General features: G+C 71.3%; 13 protein-coding genes and 2 pseudogenes. 7 read left to right on the top strand and 8 right to left on the bottom strand.

What is annotated here, in order from left to right; translation table 11 throughout:
• Positions 1-110 precede the first annotated feature (110 nt).
• The 4 genes and pseudogenes from ACFJIT_RS16825 to ACFJIT_RS16840 all read right to left on the bottom strand — a co-directional run bounded on the left by ACFJIT_RS16825 (position 111) and on the right by ACFJIT_RS16840 (position 7150).
• Positions 111-1349, bottom strand: a complete 1239-nt coding sequence (locus ACFJIT_RS16825; RefSeq protein ID WP_379654345.1) for a multidrug effflux MFS transporter — start codon at positions 1347-1349, stop codon at positions 111-113.
• A pseudogene (locus tag ACFJIT_RS16830) lies at positions 1346-2810 on the bottom strand (efflux transporter outer membrane subunit). The gene ACFJIT_RS16825 and the pseudogene ACFJIT_RS16830 overlap by 4 nt, the downstream one beginning before the upstream one ends.
• Positions 2807-5947 carry an efflux RND transporter permease subunit gene (locus ACFJIT_RS16835; RefSeq protein WP_379654346.1) on the bottom strand — a complete coding sequence of 1047 codons (3141 nt, stop codon included), beginning with the start codon at positions 5945-5947 and terminating at the stop codon, positions 2807-2809. The pseudogene ACFJIT_RS16830 and the gene ACFJIT_RS16835 overlap by 4 nt, the downstream one beginning before the upstream one ends.
• Before the next feature lie 9 nt (positions 5948-5956).
• Entirely contained in the window at positions 5957-7150 is a 1194-nt protein-coding gene (locus ACFJIT_RS16840; RefSeq protein ID WP_379654347.1) for an efflux RND transporter periplasmic adaptor subunit, read from the bottom strand.
• A 147-nt stretch (positions 7151-7297) separates the two neighbouring features.
• On the opposite strand from ACFJIT_RS16840, the gene baeS reads away from it, so the two are divergent.
• The 3 genes from baeS to ACFJIT_RS16855 are packed head-to-tail and all read left to right on the top strand — an operon-like array spanning position 7298 to position 10759.
• The gene (gene baeS, locus ACFJIT_RS16845) at positions 7298-8683 is read left to right on the top strand and encodes a sensor histidine kinase efflux regulator BaeS (RefSeq protein WP_379654348.1); all 1386 of its coding nucleotides are present in this window, start codon (positions 7298-7300) and stop codon (positions 8681-8683) included.
• Positions 8680-9366, top strand: coding sequence for a response regulator (locus ACFJIT_RS16850; RefSeq protein WP_379654349.1), 687 nt, complete (start codon positions 8680-8682; stop codon positions 9364-9366). The genes baeS and ACFJIT_RS16850 overlap by 4 nt, the downstream gene beginning before the upstream one ends.
• A 58-nt stretch (positions 9367-9424) precedes the next feature.
• Positions 9425-10759, top strand: a complete 1335-nt coding sequence (locus tag ACFJIT_RS16855; RefSeq protein WP_379654350.1) for an APC family permease — start codon at positions 9425-9427, stop codon at positions 10757-10759.
• Positions 10760-10791: 32 nt separating this feature from the next.
• Here ACFJIT_RS16855 and ACFJIT_RS16860 read toward each other — a convergent pair whose 3' ends face one another.
• The 4 genes from ACFJIT_RS16860 to ACFJIT_RS16875 form a co-directional block, all read right to left on the bottom strand.
• Entirely contained in the window at positions 10792-11547 is a 756-nt protein-coding gene (locus tag ACFJIT_RS16860) for a glutathione S-transferase family protein (RefSeq protein ID WP_306994698.1), read from the bottom strand.
• A 296-nt stretch (positions 11548-11843) separates the two neighbouring features.
• The gene (gene purU / locus ACFJIT_RS16865) at positions 11844-12695 is read right to left on the bottom strand and encodes a formyltetrahydrofolate deformylase (RefSeq protein WP_379654351.1); all 852 of its coding nucleotides are present in this window, start codon (positions 12693-12695) and stop codon (positions 11844-11846) included.
• A 44-nt stretch (positions 12696-12739) separates the two neighbouring features.
• The gene (locus ACFJIT_RS16870; protein WP_130524254.1) at positions 12740-13165 is read right to left on the bottom strand and encodes an XVIPCD domain-containing protein; all 426 of its coding nucleotides are present in this window, start codon (positions 13163-13165) and stop codon (positions 12740-12742) included.
• A 161-nt stretch (positions 13166-13326) separates the two neighbouring features.
• On the bottom strand, positions 13327-14199 hold the full coding sequence (locus ACFJIT_RS16875; RefSeq protein ID WP_379654352.1) for an NAD(P)-dependent oxidoreductase: 873 nt from the start codon (positions 14197-14199) through the stop codon (positions 13327-13329).
• A gap of 244 nt (positions 14200-14443) precedes the next feature.
• Between ACFJIT_RS16875 and ACFJIT_RS16880 the strand changes: the two genes are divergently transcribed.
• From ACFJIT_RS16880 to ACFJIT_RS16895, 4 genes and pseudogenes are all read left to right on the top strand, one after another.
• Complete coding sequence (locus ACFJIT_RS16880; RefSeq protein WP_379654353.1) at positions 14444-15502, top strand: LacI family DNA-binding transcriptional regulator; 1059 nt, start codon at positions 14444-14446, stop codon at positions 15500-15502.
• Positions 15499-16665, top strand: a complete 1167-nt coding sequence (locus ACFJIT_RS16885; protein ID WP_379654354.1) for an L-dopachrome tautomerase-related protein — start codon at positions 15499-15501, stop codon at positions 16663-16665. The genes ACFJIT_RS16880 and ACFJIT_RS16885 overlap by 4 nt, the downstream gene beginning before the upstream one ends.
• 44 nt (positions 16666-16709) lie before the next feature.
• A pseudogene (locus ACFJIT_RS16890) lies at positions 16710-17865 on the top strand (aldo/keto reductase).
• The gene (locus ACFJIT_RS16895; protein ID WP_379654355.1) at positions 17862-19235 is read left to right on the top strand and encodes a c-type cytochrome; all 1374 of its coding nucleotides are present in this window, start codon (positions 17862-17864) and stop codon (positions 19233-19235) included. The pseudogene ACFJIT_RS16890 and the gene ACFJIT_RS16895 overlap by 4 nt, the downstream one beginning before the upstream one ends.
• Positions 19236-19249 lie beyond the last annotated feature (14 nt).

Consider the following 19249-nt stretch of genomic DNA (forward strand, 5'->3'; position numbering starts at 1 on the left):
TCGCAACGGAAGCGGGCCGATCATGCGCGCCGCGTTCGGGCCCGCTCAACGACGCTCGGGCAACGCGGTATTCCATGCGGGGGCACGTGGCCCATGGCGGCCCTGCGCGTTCATTCCTGCTGGTCGTCAGGGACGCAGGTCAGGCCCTCCTGCGCCGGACGCGGCTGCAGCCAGGCCAGCACGGCCGCGATGGCGGTACAGCCGGCCATGACCGCGGTCATCGGCAGCGCCGTGCCGTCGTCCAGGGTGCCGACCAGCGCACTGGCGCAGGTGGCCAGGCCGAACTGCAAGGCGCCGATCAGCGACGATGCGCTGCCCGCCGCGGAGCGATCCGTCTCCATCGCCATGGCCACGCTGTTGGCCGCCACCATGGGCACGCAGCCGATGCAGACGAACAGCGGCGCCACCAGCCAGGGCAGCGCACTGTCGCGCAACAGCAGCAACACCAGCGCGGCCAGCAGCATCACGCAGATCGCAAGGTGCAGCACCGTGCGGGTGGGCAGCCGGCGCAGCAGTATCACGTTGATCCGACCGGCGATCACCATGCCGATGCCATTGGCGGCGAACAGCCAGCCATAGTGCTGCTGGGGCACGTGGTGCAGGACCATGAACACATACGGCGAGCCGGCGATGTAGGCGAACATGGCGGCCATCGCCATGGCGCCGGTCAGCGCCGGCAGCGCGAATCCTGGCGCGCGCAGCAGCCGGCCGAAGGTGCGCGCGGTGTCGCCCAGGCGCAGCGGACGCCGGGCGGCGACGGGCAGCGACTCCGGCAGGCCGCGCCACACGGCGACCAGACAGGCGCTGCCGAACAGCGCCAGGAACACGAACACGCTCTTCCACCCGGCCAGCGCCAGCAGCCAGCCGCCGAGCGGCGGGGCCAGGACCGGCCCCAGGCCCTGCACCATCATCAGCGTCGAGAGCATGCGCGCCGCTTCGCCCGGCGCCATCAGGTCCTGGACGACCGCGCGGCCGACGATCATGCCCGCGCAGCCCCCGACCGCCTGCAGCGCGCGCAGGCCGATGAACAACTCCACGCGTGGGCTCAGCATCAGCAGCAGCGAGGCCACGGCGAACAGCCAGATGCCGACCAGCAGCGGCCCGCGGCGGCCCCAGGCGTCGGTCATCGGCCCGTACAGCAGCTGGCCCACGCACAGGCCCAGGAAGAAACTCGACAGGCTCAGCTGCACGTGCGCCACGTCGGTGGCCAGGTCGGCGGCGATCGCGCTGAAGCTGGTCAGGTACATGTCGGTGGCGAAGGGCGCGAACGCGCCCAGCGCGCCCAGGATCAGCGCCAGCCGCAGCGGTGAGCGCGCGCCGTGGGCGCGGGCATCGGTCATCCCGCTCATCGCACGGCCTCCGCCAGGCCGACGTCGGGCTCGGCATCGGCGCCGCCGCCGAGCACCTTGTACAGCGTGACCCGGTTGTTGGCCTCGGTCAGGCGCAGGCTGATCTGGTTCTGCTGGGCGCTGTACAGCGAGCGCTGCGCATCCAGGGCCTCCAGATAGCTGTCCACGCCATTGCGGTAACGCACATCGGCCAGCGTGTAGGCGCGCTGGGTGGCGGCCACCAGCGCGGCCTGCGCATCGAGCTGTTCGTCCAGGTTGGCGCGCGCGGCCAGTGCGTCGGCCACCTCGGAGAAGGCGGTCTGGATGGTGCGCTCGTAGTCGGCCACCTCGATCTGCTTGGACAGCTTGGCCACGTCCAGCTCGGCCTTCAGTGCGCCGGCATGGAAGATCGGCAGGCTGATGGAGGGCACGAAGGACCAGGGTCCGGTTGCCGCTGTCGAACAGCGTGTCCAGCGCCGCGCTGTCGCGTCCGCTGGAGGCGGTCAGCGAGAGGGTCGGGAAGAACGCCGCGCGCGCCGCGCCGATATCGGCGTTGGCCGCCTTCAGCGCGTGCTCGGCCGCCAGCACGTCCGGGCGCTGCAACAGCACGCGCGAGTCCAGATCCCCCGGGATCGGCGCCAGCGCCACCGAGCGCTGCAGCGCATCGGCGCCGGGCAACAGCGCATCGCCGACAGGCGCGCCGACCAGCAGTTCCAGCGCATCGCGATCCTGGGCCACCTGCGTCGTATAGCTGGCCACGTCGGCGCGCGCCGATTCGACGCTGGTCTGGACCTGGGCCAGGTCCAGTCCGGAGATGGTGCCTTCATCGTGCTCGGCCTGGCTCAGCTTGAGCGTCTGGCGCTGGCTGTCCAGCGTCTGCCTGGCCAGCGCCAGGCGCTGCTGGTCGGCGGCCACCGTCAGCCATGCGGCGGCCACCTCGGCCACCAGGGTCAGGCGCGTGCTGCGCTGGGTCTGGCCCGTGGAGAGCCAGGTCTCCAGCGCCTGTTTCTTGAGGCTGCGCACGCGGCCGAACAGGTCCAGCTCCCAGCTGCTGAATCCCACATCGGCGCTGGCGGTCTGGCTGACGCCGCCGCCGCCGCCGCCGCCGCTGCTGCTGGCGCTGGTGCGCGCGCGGGTCTGGCTGGCGGTAGCGTCGATCGAGGGAAACAGATCGGCGCGCTGGATGCGGTACTGCGCGCGTTCGGTCTCGATGTTGAGCAGCGCCACGCGCAGGTCGCGGTTGTTGTCCAGCGCCAGCGAGATGACCTGGCGCAGGCGCGCATCCAGGAAGACCTGCTGCCAGTCGAGCCACGCCACCGCCGTGGTGACGCCCGAATCGGCGCCGGCGGCGGGGCCATCGCGGAACAGCGTGGCCACCGGGGCCTGCGGACGTTCGTAGCGGGGGGCCATGCTGGCGCAGCCGCACAGCGTGGCCACGCACGCCAGGGTCAGCGCCGCATAGCGCGGGAAGGCGCGGCTCATGGGGTCACCTCGGTGTCGCGTGCGGCGGGTTTGCTGCGCTTCTTGCCGGACAGGCTGCGCACGATCACGTAGAACAACGGGACGAAGAAGATGCCCAGCACGGTGGAGGCCAGCGTTCCGCCCAGCACGCCGGTGCCCAGCGAGTGGCGGCCGCCCGAACCGGCGCCGCTGCTGATCGCCAGCGGCAGCACGCCGAGCATGAAGGCCAGTGAGGTCATCAGGATCGGCCGCAGGCGCTGCCTGGCCGCCTCCAGGGTCGCCTCGATCAGCGGCCTGCCCTGCGCCTCCAGGTCCTTGGCGAACTCGACGATCAGGATGCCGTTCTTGGCCGCCAGGCCGACGGTGGCCAGCAGGCCGACCTGGAAGTAGACGTCGTTGTTGAGCCCACGCAACGAGGTCAGCAGCAGCGCGCCTACGACGCCGATGGGCACGGCCAGCATCACCGAGAACGGAATCGACCAGCTCTCATAGAGCGCGGCCAGACACAGGAACACGAACAGCAGCGAGACGGCGTACAGCAGCGGCGCCTGCGAGCCGGACTGCTGTTCCTGGTAGGACAGGCCCGACCACGCATAGCCGAACTGGCCGGGGATCTGCCTGACCAGCGCGGCCATCTGCGCCATCGCCGTGCCCGAGCTGACGCCGCTGGCGGCCTGGCCGCTGATCTCCATCGAGGCCGTCCCGTTGAAGCGCGACAGCGAGGAAGGCGCATAGTTCCAGCCGGTGGTGGAGAACGCCGAGAAAGGCACCATCTGGTCGTCGCTGTTGCGCACCGACCAGCGATTGATGTCCTGCGGCAGCATGCGCGCGCTGGCTTCGCCCTGCACGTAGACCTTCTTGATCCGGCCGCCGTTGACGAAGTCGTTGACGTAGGTGCTGCCCATCGCGGTGGACAGCGTGGCGTTGATGTCGCTCTGGCTCAGGTCCAGGGCGCCGGCCTTGGCATCGTCGATCTTGACGTCGAAGGTCGGCGCGTCCTCCAGGTTGCCGTAGCGCACCGCGGTGACCGCGCTGTCCTTGCTGGCCAGTGCGAGCAGCTGGTTCTTGGCCGCCACCAACGCCTCGTGGCCGGCGCCGCCGGTGTCCTGCAGCTCCAGGGTGAATCCCGCGCTCTGGCCCAGGCCGGGGATGCCGGACGGCGCGATCGCGAAGATCTGCGCATCGCGGAACTTGCGCGCCATCGCCATGGTGATGCGGGCGCCGATGGAGGTCGCGTCGGCGTCGCGCTCGCTCCAGTCCTTGAGCTTGACGAAGCCCATGCCCGAGTTCTGGCCGCTGCCCCCCGTGCTGAAGCCGGCCACCGACATCACGCTGTCCACTTCCGGCTGCCGCTGGACGTAGTCGCTGACCTCGTTGATCACCTTCAGCGTCTGCTGCTGGGTGGCGCCGGAGGGCAGCTTGACCTGCACCATCAGCATGCCCTGGTCTTCCTCGGGCAGGAACGAGGTGGGCAGGCGCCAGAACAGCAGGCCCATCGCCAGCAGGATCGCCGCATACACGACCACGCCGAGCCTGCGGTGCGTGACCATCTTGCGCACGCCGTGGCCATAGCGCGCGGCGCTGCGCTCGAACAGCCCGTTGAACCCACCGAAGAAGCGACCCAGCAGGCCCTTGCGGCTGGTGTGTCCGCCTTGCTCGATCGGCGCCAGCAGCGTCGCGCACAGGGCCGGGGTCAGGGTCATGGCCACCAGCACCGACAGGATCATCGCCGAGGCGATGGTCACCGAGAACTGGCGGTAGATCGCGCCGGTGGACCCGCCGAAGAAGGCCATCGGCAGGAACACCGCCGTCAGCACCAGGGCGATGCCGACCAGGGCGCCGGTGATCTGGCCCATCGACTTGCGGGTGGCCTCATAGGGCGACAGGCCTTCGGCGCTCATCACCCGCTCGACGTTCTCCACCACCACGATGGCATCGTCCACGAGCAGGCCGATCGCCAGCACCATGGCGAACATGGACAAGGTGTTGATCGAGTAGCCCAGCAGCGACAGCACGCCGAAGGTTCCCATCAGCACCACCGGCACCGCGATGGCGGGAATCAGCGTGACGCGCCAGTTCTGCAGGAACAGATACATGATCGCGACCACCAGGACGATGGCCTCGATCAGGGTCTTGACCACCTCCTCGATGGAGATCTTCACGAACGGCGTGGTGCTGTAGGCCACGTGATAGCTCAGTCCGGCCGGGAAGTAGGGCTGCAGCTCGGCCAGCTTGGCCTGCACCGCCTCGGACACGTCCATGGCGTTGGCGCCCGAGGCCAGCTCGATGCCGATACCGGCGGCGGGCTTGCCGTTGAACTTGCTCACCGCCGCGTAGTCCTGACTGCCCAGCTCGACCCTGGCCACGTCCGAGAGCAGGATCCGCGCGCCGCTGGGATCGGACTTGACCACGATGTTCTCGAACTGACCGACGGTCCGCAGCCGGCTGCGCGCGGTCACCGTGGCCGACAGGGACTGGCCTTCCACCGCCGGCAGCGCCCCCAGCGAACCGGCCGTGACGTCGCTGTTCTGGGCGCTGATCGCGCTGGTGATGTCCGAGGGCATCAGCGAATAGGTGCGCAGCTTCTCCGGATCCAGCCAGATCCGCATCGAGTACTCCGAGCCCATCACCTGCACGTTGCCTACGCCGTTGACCCGGCTCAGCGGGTCCTGCAGCGAGGACACCATGTAGTCGGCGATGTCGGTGCCATCGAGGCTGCCGTTGTCGGAGGTGAAGGCCAGCACCATGAAGATGTTGCCGGACGACTTGGTCACCGTGACGCCCGTGCTCTGCACCGAATCGGGCAGCAGCGACTGGGCCTGCTGCAGCTTGTTCTGGACCTGCACTTGAGCGATGTCGGGGTCGGTGCCCGAGGAGAAGGTCAGGGTGACCTGCGCGCTGCCCGAGGAAGTGCTGCTGGACGCCATGTACATCAGGTTGTCCAGGCCGGTCATGTTCTGCTCGATGACCTGGGTGACCGAGTTCTCGGTGGTTTCGGCCGAGGCGCCGGTATAGGTGGCGCGGATGGAGACCGAGGGCGGGGCGATGTCGGGGTATTGCTCCACGGGCAAGGTGAACACCGCCAGCGTGCCGGCCAGGGTGATGACGATGGCGATGACCCACGCGAAGATGGGCCGGTCGATGAAGAAGCGGGACATGGCGGTTCCTTACTCCGCCTGCTTCGCGTCGCCGGCGCCGGTCGTGGCCGCGGGTTGGGTCTGCGCCGCCTTGACCGGTTCGGACTTGACCGTGTCGCCGGCCGAGACCTTGCTGGCGCCGTCGACGATCAGCTGCTCGCCGGCCTTCAGGCCGCCGGTGACGATCCACTGGTCCTTGCGCGCCTCGCCGGTCTGGATGACGCGTTGCTCGACCTTGCCGTCGCTGCCGACCAGCTTGACCGTGGCCTGGCCCTTGGTATTGCGGGTCACCGCGCTCTGCGGCACCAGGATGCCCTGGCTGTCGATCGCCATCGGCAGCACCGCGCGCACGTACATGCCGGGCAGCAGCAGGCGGTCGGGGTTGGGGATGACCGCGCGCAGGGAGACGTTGCCGGTGCCCGTATCGACCGAGGTGCCGACGAATTCCAGCGTGCCGGTCCTGCCGTAGGTGCTGCCGTCCTCCATCAACACCTTGACCTGGGCCTTGCCGTCGACCGACTTCAGCAGGCCGGCGTCGAGCTGCTTGCGCAGCGCCAGCAGCTGCGCGCTGGTCTGGGTGACATCGACGTAGATCGGGTCCAGCTGCTGGATGGTGGTCAGCGCGCTGTCCTGGTTGGCGGTCACCAGCGCGCCGGGCGTGTAGGCCGAGGCGCTGATGCGACCGCTGATCGGGGCGGTGATGCGCGTGTAGTCCAGGTTGATCCTGGCCGTCTGCAGCGCGGCCTTGGCGGCCACGACGCCGGCCTCGTCCTGGCGCAGCGTGGCCAGGGCATCGTCGCCATCCTGCTTGCTCACCGCGTCCAGCTTGACCAGGTTCTGGTAGCGCTGCGCCTTGGGCCTGGCCGACAGCACCGCGGCCTCGGCCTGGGCCAGCTCGCCGTTGGCGTTGTCGAAGGCGGCCTGGTAACTGGCAGGATCGATCTGGTACAGCACCTGTCCGGCCTGCACCTCCTGCCCTTCGGTGAACAGGCGCTTCTGCAGGATGCCGCCGACCTGCGGGCGCACGTCGGAGGTCATGTAGGCCACGGTGCGGCCCGGCAGGGTCTGGTCCATCGTCAGCGGCTGGGTGGTCACCGTCTGCACGTCGACGCTCGCCTCGCGCGAGGGTGGGGCACCGGGCTTGGAGCAGGCGCCCAGCGCCATCACCAGCGCAACGGGCAACACCAGGCGAAAGGGCACGGGCAAGGACGCGGCGGCAGGCATTCGGACGCACTCGAAAGGTTTCCAGGTGCGGCAAGATGCGCGGCAACTGTGCAGCAAATATGGAGATTGCTTGCGGCGGCTTGATTTGCCCGGCGCGCACGCCGCTAATGTCGCGGTCCGCTCCCCGCGCAGGTCTCGCCTTCCGCCATGAAGTTCGGCATCACCGCCAAGCTGTTCTGCGCCATCCTGGCCGCGTGCGCGCTGGTGCTGGTGATCAATGGCGTGGCCACGCGCATCGTCTTCGAGCGCGGCTTCCTGGGCTATCTCAACGACCAGGGCATCAGCCGCCTGGAGCATCTGCTGCCGCGTCTGCAGGGCGAGTACGCGCGCCACGGCGACTGGGAATTCGTGCGTGGCCATCCCGATGTCTGGTTCACCCTGCTGCGACCCAGCGAGACCGAGGAGATCGATCTCGAGTCGCGCGTCCCGCCGGTGTCCGACCAGAGCGGCGCGGTGTTCCGCTTCGCGCTGCTGGATGCGCAGGGCCGTCGCATCGCGGGCAATCCCGCCGTGGCGGCCGACGCGATCCGGCGCCCGGTCGTGGTCGACGGGCGCACCGTCGGGTGGATGGCGATGGTGCCGTTCCAGCGCGTGCTGGCCGGTAACGAGCAGCGCTTCATCGAGGAACAGAAGCAGCACTGGTGGACCATCGGCATCGCCTCGGTGCTGATCGCCGCGCTGGTGGCGCTGGGTCTGTCGCGCGCGCTGCTGCGGCGCGTGCGGGGGCTGGCGGCGGCGACGCATCGGCTGTCGGCGGGTGACTACACGGTGCGGATCGATGCCGGGCGCCGCGACGAGATCGGCGGACTGGCGCGCGACTTCAACCAGATGGCCGATGCGCTGGAACACACCGAGCAGACCCGGCGCGCGTTCATGGCCGACATCTCGCACGAACTGCGCACCCCGCTGGCGGTGCTGCGCGCCGAGCTGGAGGCGATCCAGGACGGCATCCGGCCGATGACCTGGACCACCCTGGCGCCGCTGCAGGCCGAGGTCGGCCAGCTCGGCAAGCTGATCGATGACCTGCACGACCTGGCGCTGACCCAGTCCGGCACGCTGGCCTACCACCGCGGCGCGATGGATCTGGCGCCGGTGTTGCAGGCCACGCTGGCGCCGATGCGCGGCCGTTTCGACGCGGCCGGGCTGACGCTGAAGGCGGTGGCCCTGTCCGCGTCGCTGCCCGTGTACGGCGACGAGCGCCGGCTGCAGCAGCTGCTCGCCAACCTGCTGGAGAATGCGTTGCGCTACACCGACGTCGGCGGCACGGTGGCCGTGTCGGCGCAGCGGATCGGCACGCGCGCCCAGGTGGTGGTCGAAGACAGTGCGCCGGGCGTGCCCGAGGACAAGCGCGCGCGGCTGTTCGAGCGCTTCTATCGGGTCGAGGCCTCGCGCAACCGCGCTAGCGGTGGCAGCGGGCTGGGGCTGGCGATCTGTCGCAACATCGCCCAGGCGCACGAGGGCACGCTGCATGCCGAAGCGTCCTCGCTGGGCGGCCTGCGCATCGTGCTCACCCTGCCGCTGCTCGACGCATGACCGCGGCGGCCGACAACGCGCTGGTGCTGGTGGTCGAGGACGAACCGCGCCTGGCCGCGGTGCTGCGCGACTATCTGCATGCCGCCGGCTACCGCAGCGCATGGGTCGCCGATGGCGACGCGGTGCTGGACGCCGTCGCCGCGCACGGCCCGGCGCTGGTGCTGCTGGACCTGATGCTGCCCAGGCGTGACGGCGTGGACGTGTGCCGCGCGCTGCGCGCGGTCAGCCAGGTGCCGGTGATCATGGTCACCGCGCGGGTCGAGGAGATCGACCGCCTGCTGGGCTTGGAGGTCGGCGCCGACGACTACATCTGCAAGCCCTTCAGCCCCAAGGAAGTCATCGCCCGGGTCGGCGCGGTGCTGCGCCGCGTGCGCCAGGGCCAGCCCGAACCCCCGATCCCGGGTCTGACCATCGACCAGGCCAACGGTCGCGCGCTGCTGCACGGGCAGGCGCTGGATCTGACCGCGGTCGAGTTCCGTCTGCTGCGCACGCTGCTGGGGGCGCCCGGCCGGGTGTGGTCGCGCGAGCGCCTGCTCGATCATCTCTACGTCGACCACCGCGTGGTCGCCGATCGCACCGTCGACAGCCACGTGCGCAACCTGCGCCGCAAGCTGCACGAGGCCGGGCTGAGCGAAGATCCGATCCGCTCGATCTACGGCATGGGCTACCGGCTGGAAGTCTGACGCTGGCCCTGCACGGCATGGGCATGCGACGCTGCCGCGTCTTCCCAGCGCCGCGCCCATGTCCGCCCCCACCCCGACCAAACCCCTGCAGGGCGACGCCGCCCTGATCCGTGCCGTGGGCGCCTTCGCCCTGACCGCGGCGGTGATCAACATCATCGTCGGCGGCGGCATCTTCCGCATGCCGGCCGCACTGTCGCTGCAGATGGGGCCGACCGCGCCGCTGGCGCTGCTGGTCGGCGCGCTGGCGGTGATCCCGGTGACGCTGTGCTTCGCCGCCATCGGCAGCCGCGCCAGCGCCACCGGCGGGCCGTACACCTATGTGGGCACCGCGTTCGGCCCGTTCGCCGGTTTCATCACCGGCGCGCTGATGTGGATCGGCAACGTCGCCTCCAGCGCGGGCGTGGCCGCGGCCTTCGCCACCCAGGTCGCCAACCTGGTGCCGGCGCTCGCCGGCCCGGGCGCGCGCATGGGGCTGATCGCGGCGCTGTATGCGGTGCTGTTCGCGCTCAACGCCTTCGGCGTCAAGCTGGGGGCGCGTGCGATCGCGGTGCTGGCCACGGTCAAGCTCACGCCCCTGTTTCTGCTGGTGGCGTGCGGGATCTGGTTCGTGGACTGGAGCCAGGTCAGCTTCCTGCCGGGCGAGGTGCCGTCGTGGAGCGCGCTGGGCATGTCGATGGTGCTGGTGATCTTCGCCTACTCGGGCGTGGAGACCGCGCTGATCCCCTCGGGCGAGGTGCGCGACCCGTCGCGCAACGTGCCGCGCGCCACGCTGGCGGCCATTCTTCTGGTGGTCGTGCTGTACCTTGGGCTGCAGATCGTCAGCCAGGGCCTGCTCGGGCCCGCGCTGGCGCACAGCGGCGTGCCGCTGGCCGACACCGCCGCGGCCCTGTGGGGGCCGGCGCGCGCGCTGCTGCTGATCACCGCCTGCGTGTCGATGGCCGGCTTCGTGCTGGGCAATCTGCTGGCGTCCTCGCGCTCGCTGTTCGCGCTGGGGCGCGACGGCTTCCTGCCGTCGGCCTTCGCCCGGGTCAGCGCGCGCCACCGCGTGCCGCTGCTGGCGCTGGCGGTGCACGCGGCGATCGCGCTGGCGCTGGCCCTGGGCGGCAGCTTCGATGCGCTGGTGCTGGTCTCCGGCGGCGCCAACTGCCTGGTCTATCTGCTGGTCTCCATCGCGGCCTGGCAGGCCCAGCGCCTGGACCTGCGCGAGCGCGGCGAACCCTTCGTGCTGTGGGGCGGCCCGCTGGTGCCGGTACTGGCGGTCGCATCGATGGCGGCCATCGTCACCACGCTGACGCGCAAGGAATGGCAGGCCATCGGCGTGGCGCTGCTGATCCTGGTGCTGATCTATGCCGTGCTGCGCGCGATGGGGCGCAAGGTGCGCGCACCGGAGTGACGGCCGAGGCCCGTCGACGATTCCGGACGGGCCTAGTCCAGTCGCATCACGCCCTTGCGCGCCACCTCGGTGCCCAGCGTGGCCTCGCTGAGCGGTTCGCCGAGCGAACGCAGCAGTGCGCGCTGCTCGCTCAAGGGCGTGCGGGCGATGGTGTCCTCGATGCCGGCCAGACGCGCGAACTCCGGCAGCGTCAGCACCCGCCGCAGCCAGGCCGCGGTGCGCGGCCACCGGGCGGCGTCCACTTCCACGCGCACCATCGCCGCGTTGCGGAAGAACGCGGCGATGGCGATGTCGGCGATCGACAGCGCGCCGAGCAGGAAGCCGTCCTGCGGCATCTGCGCCTCCAGCCAGTCCAGGCTGGCGGGCAGGGCCACGTCGCGGGCGTGGTTGAAGCGCGCCTCGTCCACCGGCTCCTTGAACAGGAAGCGCTTGGGCCCGCGCTGGTAGAACAGGTCGGCGACGATCACCTCGCCCAGGCGGGCATCGGCGTACTCCTCCAGCCAGCGCGCCTGCGCGCGTTCGCCGATGTCGACCGGGTACACCGAGGGGCTGGGGTGGCGATCCTCCAGGTACTGGCAGATCACGCTGGAGTCGTTGATCACGCGCGCGCCGTCGATCAGCACCGGGACGCGGCGCAGCGGGCTGATGCGCTGGAAGGCATCGCCGCCGACGAACGGGGCGATCGGGTCGATGGTGTAGCGCAGGCCCTTGAGCGCCATCACCACCAGCACCTTGCGCACGTAGGGCGACACATAGCTGCCCACCACGTGATAGATCGGATCGCTCATCGCACCCTCCCGGATCGAAGCAGAAGCGCAAGCCTACCGGCTTGTAGTGGTGGTTGTTGCCACCTGTAGAGCGGAGCTTGCTCCGCTGGGGCCTTCTCTACGAACCGAACGAAGGGCAGCGGAGCAAGCTCCGCTCTACAAGGAGGGCGCGAGGTGAGCGGGAGAGAAGGTTGTCCCAGAAAGCTGGAAGCCTCAGCGCTTGCGCTTCTCCAGCAACAGCTTGATGCCCACCGCGACCAGCGCGATCACGAAACCCGCCGCCAGCGCGATCAGGATCAGCAGCAGCCACGCGCCCATCAGCGGAACACCACGGTGCGGTGGCCGTTGAGCAGGATGCGGTGCTCGACATGGCGGCGCACCGCGCGTGCCAGCACCAGCGATTCGGTATCGCTGCCCAGGCGCACCAGCTCGCGCGGCGTCATGGCGTGGTCCACGCGCGCCACGTCCTGCTCGATGATCGGGCCCTCGTCCAGGTCCGGGGTGACGTAGTGCGCGGTGGCGCCGATGATCTTGACCCCGCGTGCGTGCGCCTGGTGATACGGCTGGGCGCCCTTGAAGCTGGGCAGGAAGCTGTGGTGGATGTTGATCGCGCGTCCGGCCAGCGCCGCGCACAGCGCCGGCGAAAGGATCTGCATGTAGCGCGCCAGCACCACCAGGTCGATGCGCTCGCGTTCGACCAGGTCCAGGATCGCGCGCTCCTGTGTGGCGCGCGTGGCCGCATCGACCGGCAGGTAATGGAACGGCACGTCATAGGACGCCGCCAGCGGGGCGAAGTCCTCGTGGTTGGAGGCCACCGCGGCGATGTCCACCTTCAGCTGGCGGCTGTGCGCGCGGAACAGCAGGTCGTTGAGGCAGTGGCCGTGCTTGCTCACCAGCACCAGCAGGCGCGCGCGGGCCTGGGCGTCGTGCAGCTGCCAGTCCATGTCGAAGGCCGCGCCCAGTTCGGCCAGCCGCGCGCGCAGCGTCTCGGGCTCCAGCGCCTCTGGCCGGTCGAAGTGCACGCGCAGGAAGAAGCGTCCGCTGTCGGCATCGCCGAACTGCTGCGCATCGAGGATGTTGCAGCCGGCGTCGAACAGCAGGCCGCTCACGCGGTAGACGATGCCGGTGCGGTCGGGGCAGGAGAGGGTGAGGATGTAGTCGCGGGGCATAGGGCGGGCATCTTACGCACAGGCCCACCGCGGCGGCGACGGTTTCAGTCGGTGCCGTCTTCGCCGCGGCCGCGGCGCTGGCGCCGCCGGCGCGCGTTGGCCTCGTCCAGCCGGCGCAGCGAATCGGCCACGGGCGTGGCGGTGGCCTCGTCGGTGGTGATGAAGGCGCGCTTGTGGCCGGGATCGTCCAGCCGGCCCTGCACCAGGAACACGTGCTCGCCCTGTTCGACCAGGCCGATGTGGCGGCTGAGCACCACGTGGTCCACGCGCCTGAAGCCCTGCTCGCGCGCCAGCGGCATCAGCCGGGCGATCATGCGCGCGCTGGCCGCATCCGGCGTGCGCCCGGCCTCGGCATCGAGCCGGTGCACGCCGCGCGCGATCTGGGTGTAGAGGCGGTGTTCGGGGTGCTCGGGATGTTCCGGGCCGATCACCTCGGAGGACTGCGCCTGCACCGGTGCCGAGGCCCTCATCGCGGCCATGGGCCGTGCCGGTGGTGGATGTCCCTGGATGCGTGCATGTGTCCTTCCGTTGAACGCGCCGTCGTGCCGAGCGCCTGCGCACCTTAGTCGCAGCGCGCCGCGCGGCTCAAGCCGCGCCGCGGCGATCCGCGACGCAGGTCCGCCGCGCGCGCCTAGGCCTGCCCGGCGCGGCGGGCGGAGACCTTGGCCAGCGCCGACCAATCCAGTTCGCCATCGCCCTGGGCGATGCCTTCGAGCAAGCCGTCGCGCAGGGTGCTGGCGATGGGCATGGGCACATGCTTCGCCTCGCCGGCGGCCAGGGCCAGGCGCACGTCCTTCAGGCCCAGGGTCATCTTGAAGCCGGCCGGCGAGTACTCCTCGCGGGCGATCAGCCCGCCATAGCCCTGGTAGGCGGGCGCGGCGAATACGGTGGAGGTGAGCATGGCCAGGAAATCCGCCGGGGCCACGTCGTGCCCGCGCACCAGCGCGCCGGCCTCGGCCATGGTGCCGATGGCGCTGGCCAGGCAGAAGTTGGCCGCCAGCTTGACCGCATTGGCCTGCTCGGGCCGCGCGCCGAAGTGCCAGGTCCTGGCGCCCAGCACGTCCAGCAGCGGCTGCACCCGGGCGATGTCCGCGGGCTCGCCGCCGGCCAGGATGTTGAGCTTGCCGGCCTGCGCCACGTCCACGCGGCCCAGCACCGGCGCGGCCACGTAGGCCACCCCGCGCGCGGCGTGCGCATCGGCCAGTTCGCGTGCGAAGGCGACCGAGACGGTGGCCATGTTCACGTGGATCGCGCCCTCGGGCAGGGCGTCGAGCAGGCCGCTGTCCAGCACGCTCTCGCGCACCGCCTGGTCGTGGGCCAGCATCGAGATCAGCACCGGTGCGGCGGCCTGGCGCGGGGTGTCGCAGGCGTGGGCGCCTTCGCCGGCCAGGGCCTCGCGCGGGGCGGCGCCGCGGTTCCAGACGCGCAGGCTGTGGCCGGCCTTGAGCAGATTGCGCGCCATCGGCGCGCCCATCGTGCCCAGGCCCAGGAATCCGATGTCCATCGTGAAGGTCGCTTCGGGGGAAAGGGGAACACCAGTGTCGACCCGCGCCGGTATGGGAGGCGCGAAGCACGCCCCGGGTGCGGCACCGCCTGACGGGCTCGTGCGCGTTTTCATGCGGTGATCGCGTCCCGGGCTGGTATGGTTGCGCAACCATCCGCGCTTTGATCGCCATGTCCGCCCCCCGGTTCACCCCAGGCTGTCCCGGCTTAGGCCCGCGCTGCGCGCTCGCGTCGCGGGGGGCCGCGTGAGCGGCGCACGCGTCGGCAAGCGGCCGGTCACGCTCAAGGACGTGGCCGCGCGGGCCGGCGTGGGGGCGATCACGGTCTCGCGCGCGCTGCGCGAGCCGGCCGCGGTCTCGGCCGCCCTGCGCGCCCGCATCGAACAGGCCGTGGCCGAACTGGGCTACGTCGCCAACCACGCCGCCAGCAGCATGGCCGCCGGCCACAGCCGGATCGTGCCGGTGGTGGTGCCCACCCTGGCCCATCCGGTGTACGTGCCGTTCCTGGACGGAGTCAACGCCGTCCTGGACGAGCAGGGCTACCAGGTCCTGCTGGGCACCACCGAGTACCGCCAGGACCGCGAGGCGCGCCTGGTCGAGGGCCTGCTGGGCTGGGCGCCGGCCGGGCTGCTGCTGGCCGGCGTCGACCATACGCCGGCCCTGCGCGCGCGGCTGCAGGCGCTGGCGCGCACGCGGCCGCTGGTGGAATTCATGGACCTGGACGGCGAGCCGATCGATCTGATGGTGGGCTTCTCGCATCGGGCGGTGGGCCGGGCGGTGGCCGACTGGTTCGCCGATCGCGGCTTCCGCCACATCGCCATCGTCAGCACCGGCGCCGAGCACGACCTGCGCGCCGCGCGCCGTGCGCAGGCCTTCGCCGAGGCGCTGGCGGCGCGCGGGCTGCGCAACGACTACATCCTCGATGGGCAGGGGCCCTCATCCATCGCCGGTGGCGGCCGGCTGCTGGCCGAGCTGCTGCAGCGCCATCCGCAGGTCCAGGCGGTGTTCCTGGCCAACGACGACCTGGCCGCCGGCGCCCTGTTCGAGGCCCAGCGCCGGGGCCTGCGCGTGCCGCAGGACCTGGCGCTGATGGGCTTCAACGATGCGCCGATCGCCGCGGCCGTGGTGCCGGCGCTGTCCTCGGTGGCCGTGGACCGGCGCGGCATGGGCCACACCGTGGCCACGCTGCTGCTCGAGCGCCTGGCCGGCGCCACGCCGCAGGCGCGCGTGATCGACACCGGCTTTTCCATCGTGGCGCGCGCCAGCACCGCCGCGCCGCCGCGCCCGGCCGGAGACCTGACATGACCCCCTTGCGCGCCGCGCTTGCGCTGGCCTGCCTGCTGTCCCCGCTGCTGGCCCGGGCCGGCGAGGCGCACGACCCGGCCGCGCTGCCGGTCGGCCAGCTGGAGGTGGTGGCCCGCTTCGACGGACCCGGCCCCTCGGGCATCGCGGTGACGCCGGCAGGACGGGTATTCGTCGGCTTCCCCCGCCACGCCGAGAACCACGCCGGCATGACGCTGGGCGAGCTGGTGCAGGGGCGGCTGGTGCCGTTTCCCAATGCGGCCATGAGCCTGCCCTCGCAGGCGCCGTATGCGCAGCGGCTGGTCTCGGTGCACGGCATGACCACCGATGCCAGGGGCAACCTGTGGGTGATCGACGACGGCAAGCGCGCCGGCGTGCCGGGCATCCCGGACGGCGCGGCCAAGGTGGTGGGGTTCGACCCGGCCAGCGGGCGGGTGCTCGCCTCGGTGGTGCTCAAGGCGCCGACGCTGCTGCAGGACAGCCACATGAACGACCTGCGCGTGGACCTGAGCCATGGCGCCAAGGGCACGGCCTATGTCAGCGATTCCTCCTTCGGCACCTCGCCGGCGCTGGTGGTGGTGGACCTGGCCAGCGGGCGCCAGCGCCGCGTGCTGGCCCATCACCTCTCCACGCAGCCCGACCCAGGCTTCGTCGCCACCCTCGACGGCAAGCCCATGCGCTACAGCGCCAGGTCGCCGACCTTCCCGGTGGGCGGCGTGGATGCCGTCGCGCTGAGCCCCGACAACGGCACGCTCTACTTCGCGCCGCTGAGCAGCCGGCGCCTCTACAGCATCTCCACCGACGTGCTGGCCAACTTCGACAACGACGAGGCCACGCTCGCCGCCGCGGTGCGCGACCTGGGCGAGAAGGGCTTCGCCGATGGCATGGACAGCGATGCGCAGGGCCGGCTGTACATCACCGACAGCGAGCACGACGCGATCGTGCGGCGCTGGCCGGATGGGCACTTCGACGTGGTCGGCCGCGATCCGCGCATCGTCTGGCCCGACGGCATCGCGGCCACCGATCGGGACGTGTATGTGACCCTGGGCCAGTGGGACCGCCTGCCCAGCTTCAACGGCGGCAAGGACCTGCGTCAGCCGCCCTACCTGCTGGTGCGCCTGCCGACCGGTCCGGCCGGTCCGCTCAGCGCGGCGGGTGCGCCATGAGGGCCTGCGCCGCCGATGTTCCCCTTTCGCCACTGGAGCACACCATGCTGCATCGCCGCCGTTTCCTGACCGCCGCCGCCGCCGGGACCGCCGCCCTGGCGGCCAGCCCGCTGCTGGCCCAGTCGACCGCGCCGGGGCCGGGCAGCGTGCTGCCGACCAAGGGGCGCGGCACCGGCGCCCCGCTGCCGTCCAATGCGCCGCGCAGCGGGCGGTTCCGGCCGACCTCGCGCCTGGGGCCTGGGTGGCGTGGCGATCGGCAACGGCTTCGCCCCGGCCACCGACGCGCAGAGCGAACAGACCCTGGCCGCGGCCTGGGCGGCGGGCGTGCGCTACTTCGACACCTCGCCCTGGTATGGGCTGGGGCTGAGCGAGCGCCGCTTCGGCCACCATCTGCACACCCATCCGGCCGATCAGTACGTGCTCTCCACGAAAGTCGGCCGGCTGCTCACCGCCACCGCCGGGCCGCTGCAGGAGACGATGTGGCAGTCGCCCTCGCCCTTCCGCTACCGCTACGACTACTCGGCTGCGGGTACGCGGCGCTCGGTGGAGGACAGCCTCAACCGGCTGGGCGTGGCGCAGCTGGACGTGGTGTTCATCCACGACCTGTCGCCGGACAACGAGGAAGATCTGGGCATGCCCTGGGAGCAGCGCTTCGCCGAGGCCGCCAAGGGCGCCATGCCCGAGCTGACCCGCATGCGCGAGGAGGGGCTGATCAAGGCCGGGGGCTTCGGCGTCAACCGGCCCGAGCCGGCGCTGCGCGCGATCGAGCAGGCCGACCCGGACATCTTCCTGCTGGCCTGCCAGTACTCGCTGCTGGATCACGCCAAGACCCTGCACGAGACCTTTCCGAAGATCGCCGCGCACGGCGCGTCGGTGGTGGTCGGCGCGCCGCTGCTGGCCGGCTATCTGGCCGGGCGCGAGCGCTATCTCTACGACGGCAAGGTGCCGGACTGGGCGCCGGCCAAGCGCGCCAGGGTGCAGGCGGTGTGCGATCGCCACGGTGTGGACCTGCGCACGGTGGCGCTGCAGTTCGCCAACGCGCCGGCGGTGGTGTCGGCGGTGATCCCGGGCGCGCGCACGCCGGCGCAGGTGCAGGCCAACGTCGCCTCGATGGCGGTCGCGGTGCCGCAGGCGCTGTGGGATGAGCTCAGGCACGAGGGCCTGATCGACGCCGACGCGCCGGTGCCGGCGGCGGCATGATGCGGAAGAAGCGTCTTCTCATCGCCGCGCTGGTGGCGGCGATCCTGTTCCTGTCGGCGTTCGCCATCGCGCTGCTGCCCACGCGGACCCGCGCCATCGCCCCGGTCGCGCAAGGACAAGCCGCGGCGCTGCTGGAGCAAGGCCGCTACCTGGCCGCGGCCGGCGACTGCACCGCCTGCCATACCGCACCCGGCGGCGCGCCGTTCGCCGGCGGCCTGCCGATCGCCTCGCCGATCGGCACCATATACAGCACCAACATCACACCGGACCCGGACACCGGCATCGGCCGCTACTCGCTGGACCAGTTCGACCGCGCGCTGCGGCACGGCATCCGCGCCGACGGCGGCACGCTCTATCCGGCCATGCCGTATCCGTCCTATGCGCGCATCGGCGACGACGACGTGCGCGCGCTGTATGTCTATTTCATGCAGGGCGTAAAGCCGGTCGAACGCCACAACCAGCCCACCGGCATCGCCTGGCCGCTCAGCCTGCGCTGGCCGCTGGCGCTGTGGCGGCGCATGTTCGCGCCCTTGCCCCAGGCGCTGGCGGCCAGGTCCGCGCTGGCCGACGCCCGGCTCGCCCGGGGCGCCTATCTGGTCGAAGGCCTGGGCCACTGCGGCAGCTGCCACACCCCGCGCGCGCTGACCATGCAGGAAGAAGCGCTGGACGCCTCGGGCAAGGCCTACCTGAGCGGCGGCCAGGTGATCGATGGCTGGACCGCCATCAACCTGCGTGGCGATGTGGGCAGCGGGCTGGGCGGCTGGTCCGAGCAGGACATTGTCGATTCGCTGCGCACCGGCCGCAATCCGCACGCGGGCACCGTCGGCAGCCCGATGGGCGATGTCACCGTCCACAGCATGCAGTACCTGCGCGCGGACGATCTGCACGCCATCGCGGCCTACCTCAAGAGCCTGCCGGCGCAGGACCCGGCGCATCCCGGCTTCCGTGCCGACCCGGCCACCGCTGCGGCCCTGGCGCAGGGCCAGGACGCCACGCCCGGCGCGGCGCTGTACCTGGACAACTGCGCCGGCTGCCACCGCAGCGACGGCGCCGGCGATACGCGCACCTTCCCGTCGATCGCCGGCAACCCCACCGTGCTGGCGCCCGCGCCGACCTCGCTGCTGCGCCTGATCCTGGACGGCAGCAGGATGCCGGCCACGCCGGCGGCGCCTTCGGACCTGGGCATGCCCGGCTTCGCCTGGCGGCTGGACGATGCGCAGGTCGCGCAGCTGGCCAGCTTCGTGCGCGCGGGCTGGGGCAATCGCGCCGACCCGGTCAGCGCCGCCCAGGTGCGCAAGGTCCGCGCCCAGCTCGAGCGCGAGCGGGCCGAGCGCTCCAAACCCCACGACCCGACTTCCACGCGCGATTGATGCGCGCCGCTGCC

The sequence above is a fragment of the Pseudoxanthomonas sp. UC19_8 genome (genome assembly GCF_042700505.1).
Lineage (GTDB): Bacteria > Pseudomonadota > Gammaproteobacteria > Xanthomonadales > Xanthomonadaceae > Pseudoxanthomonas_A > Pseudoxanthomonas_A winnipegensis.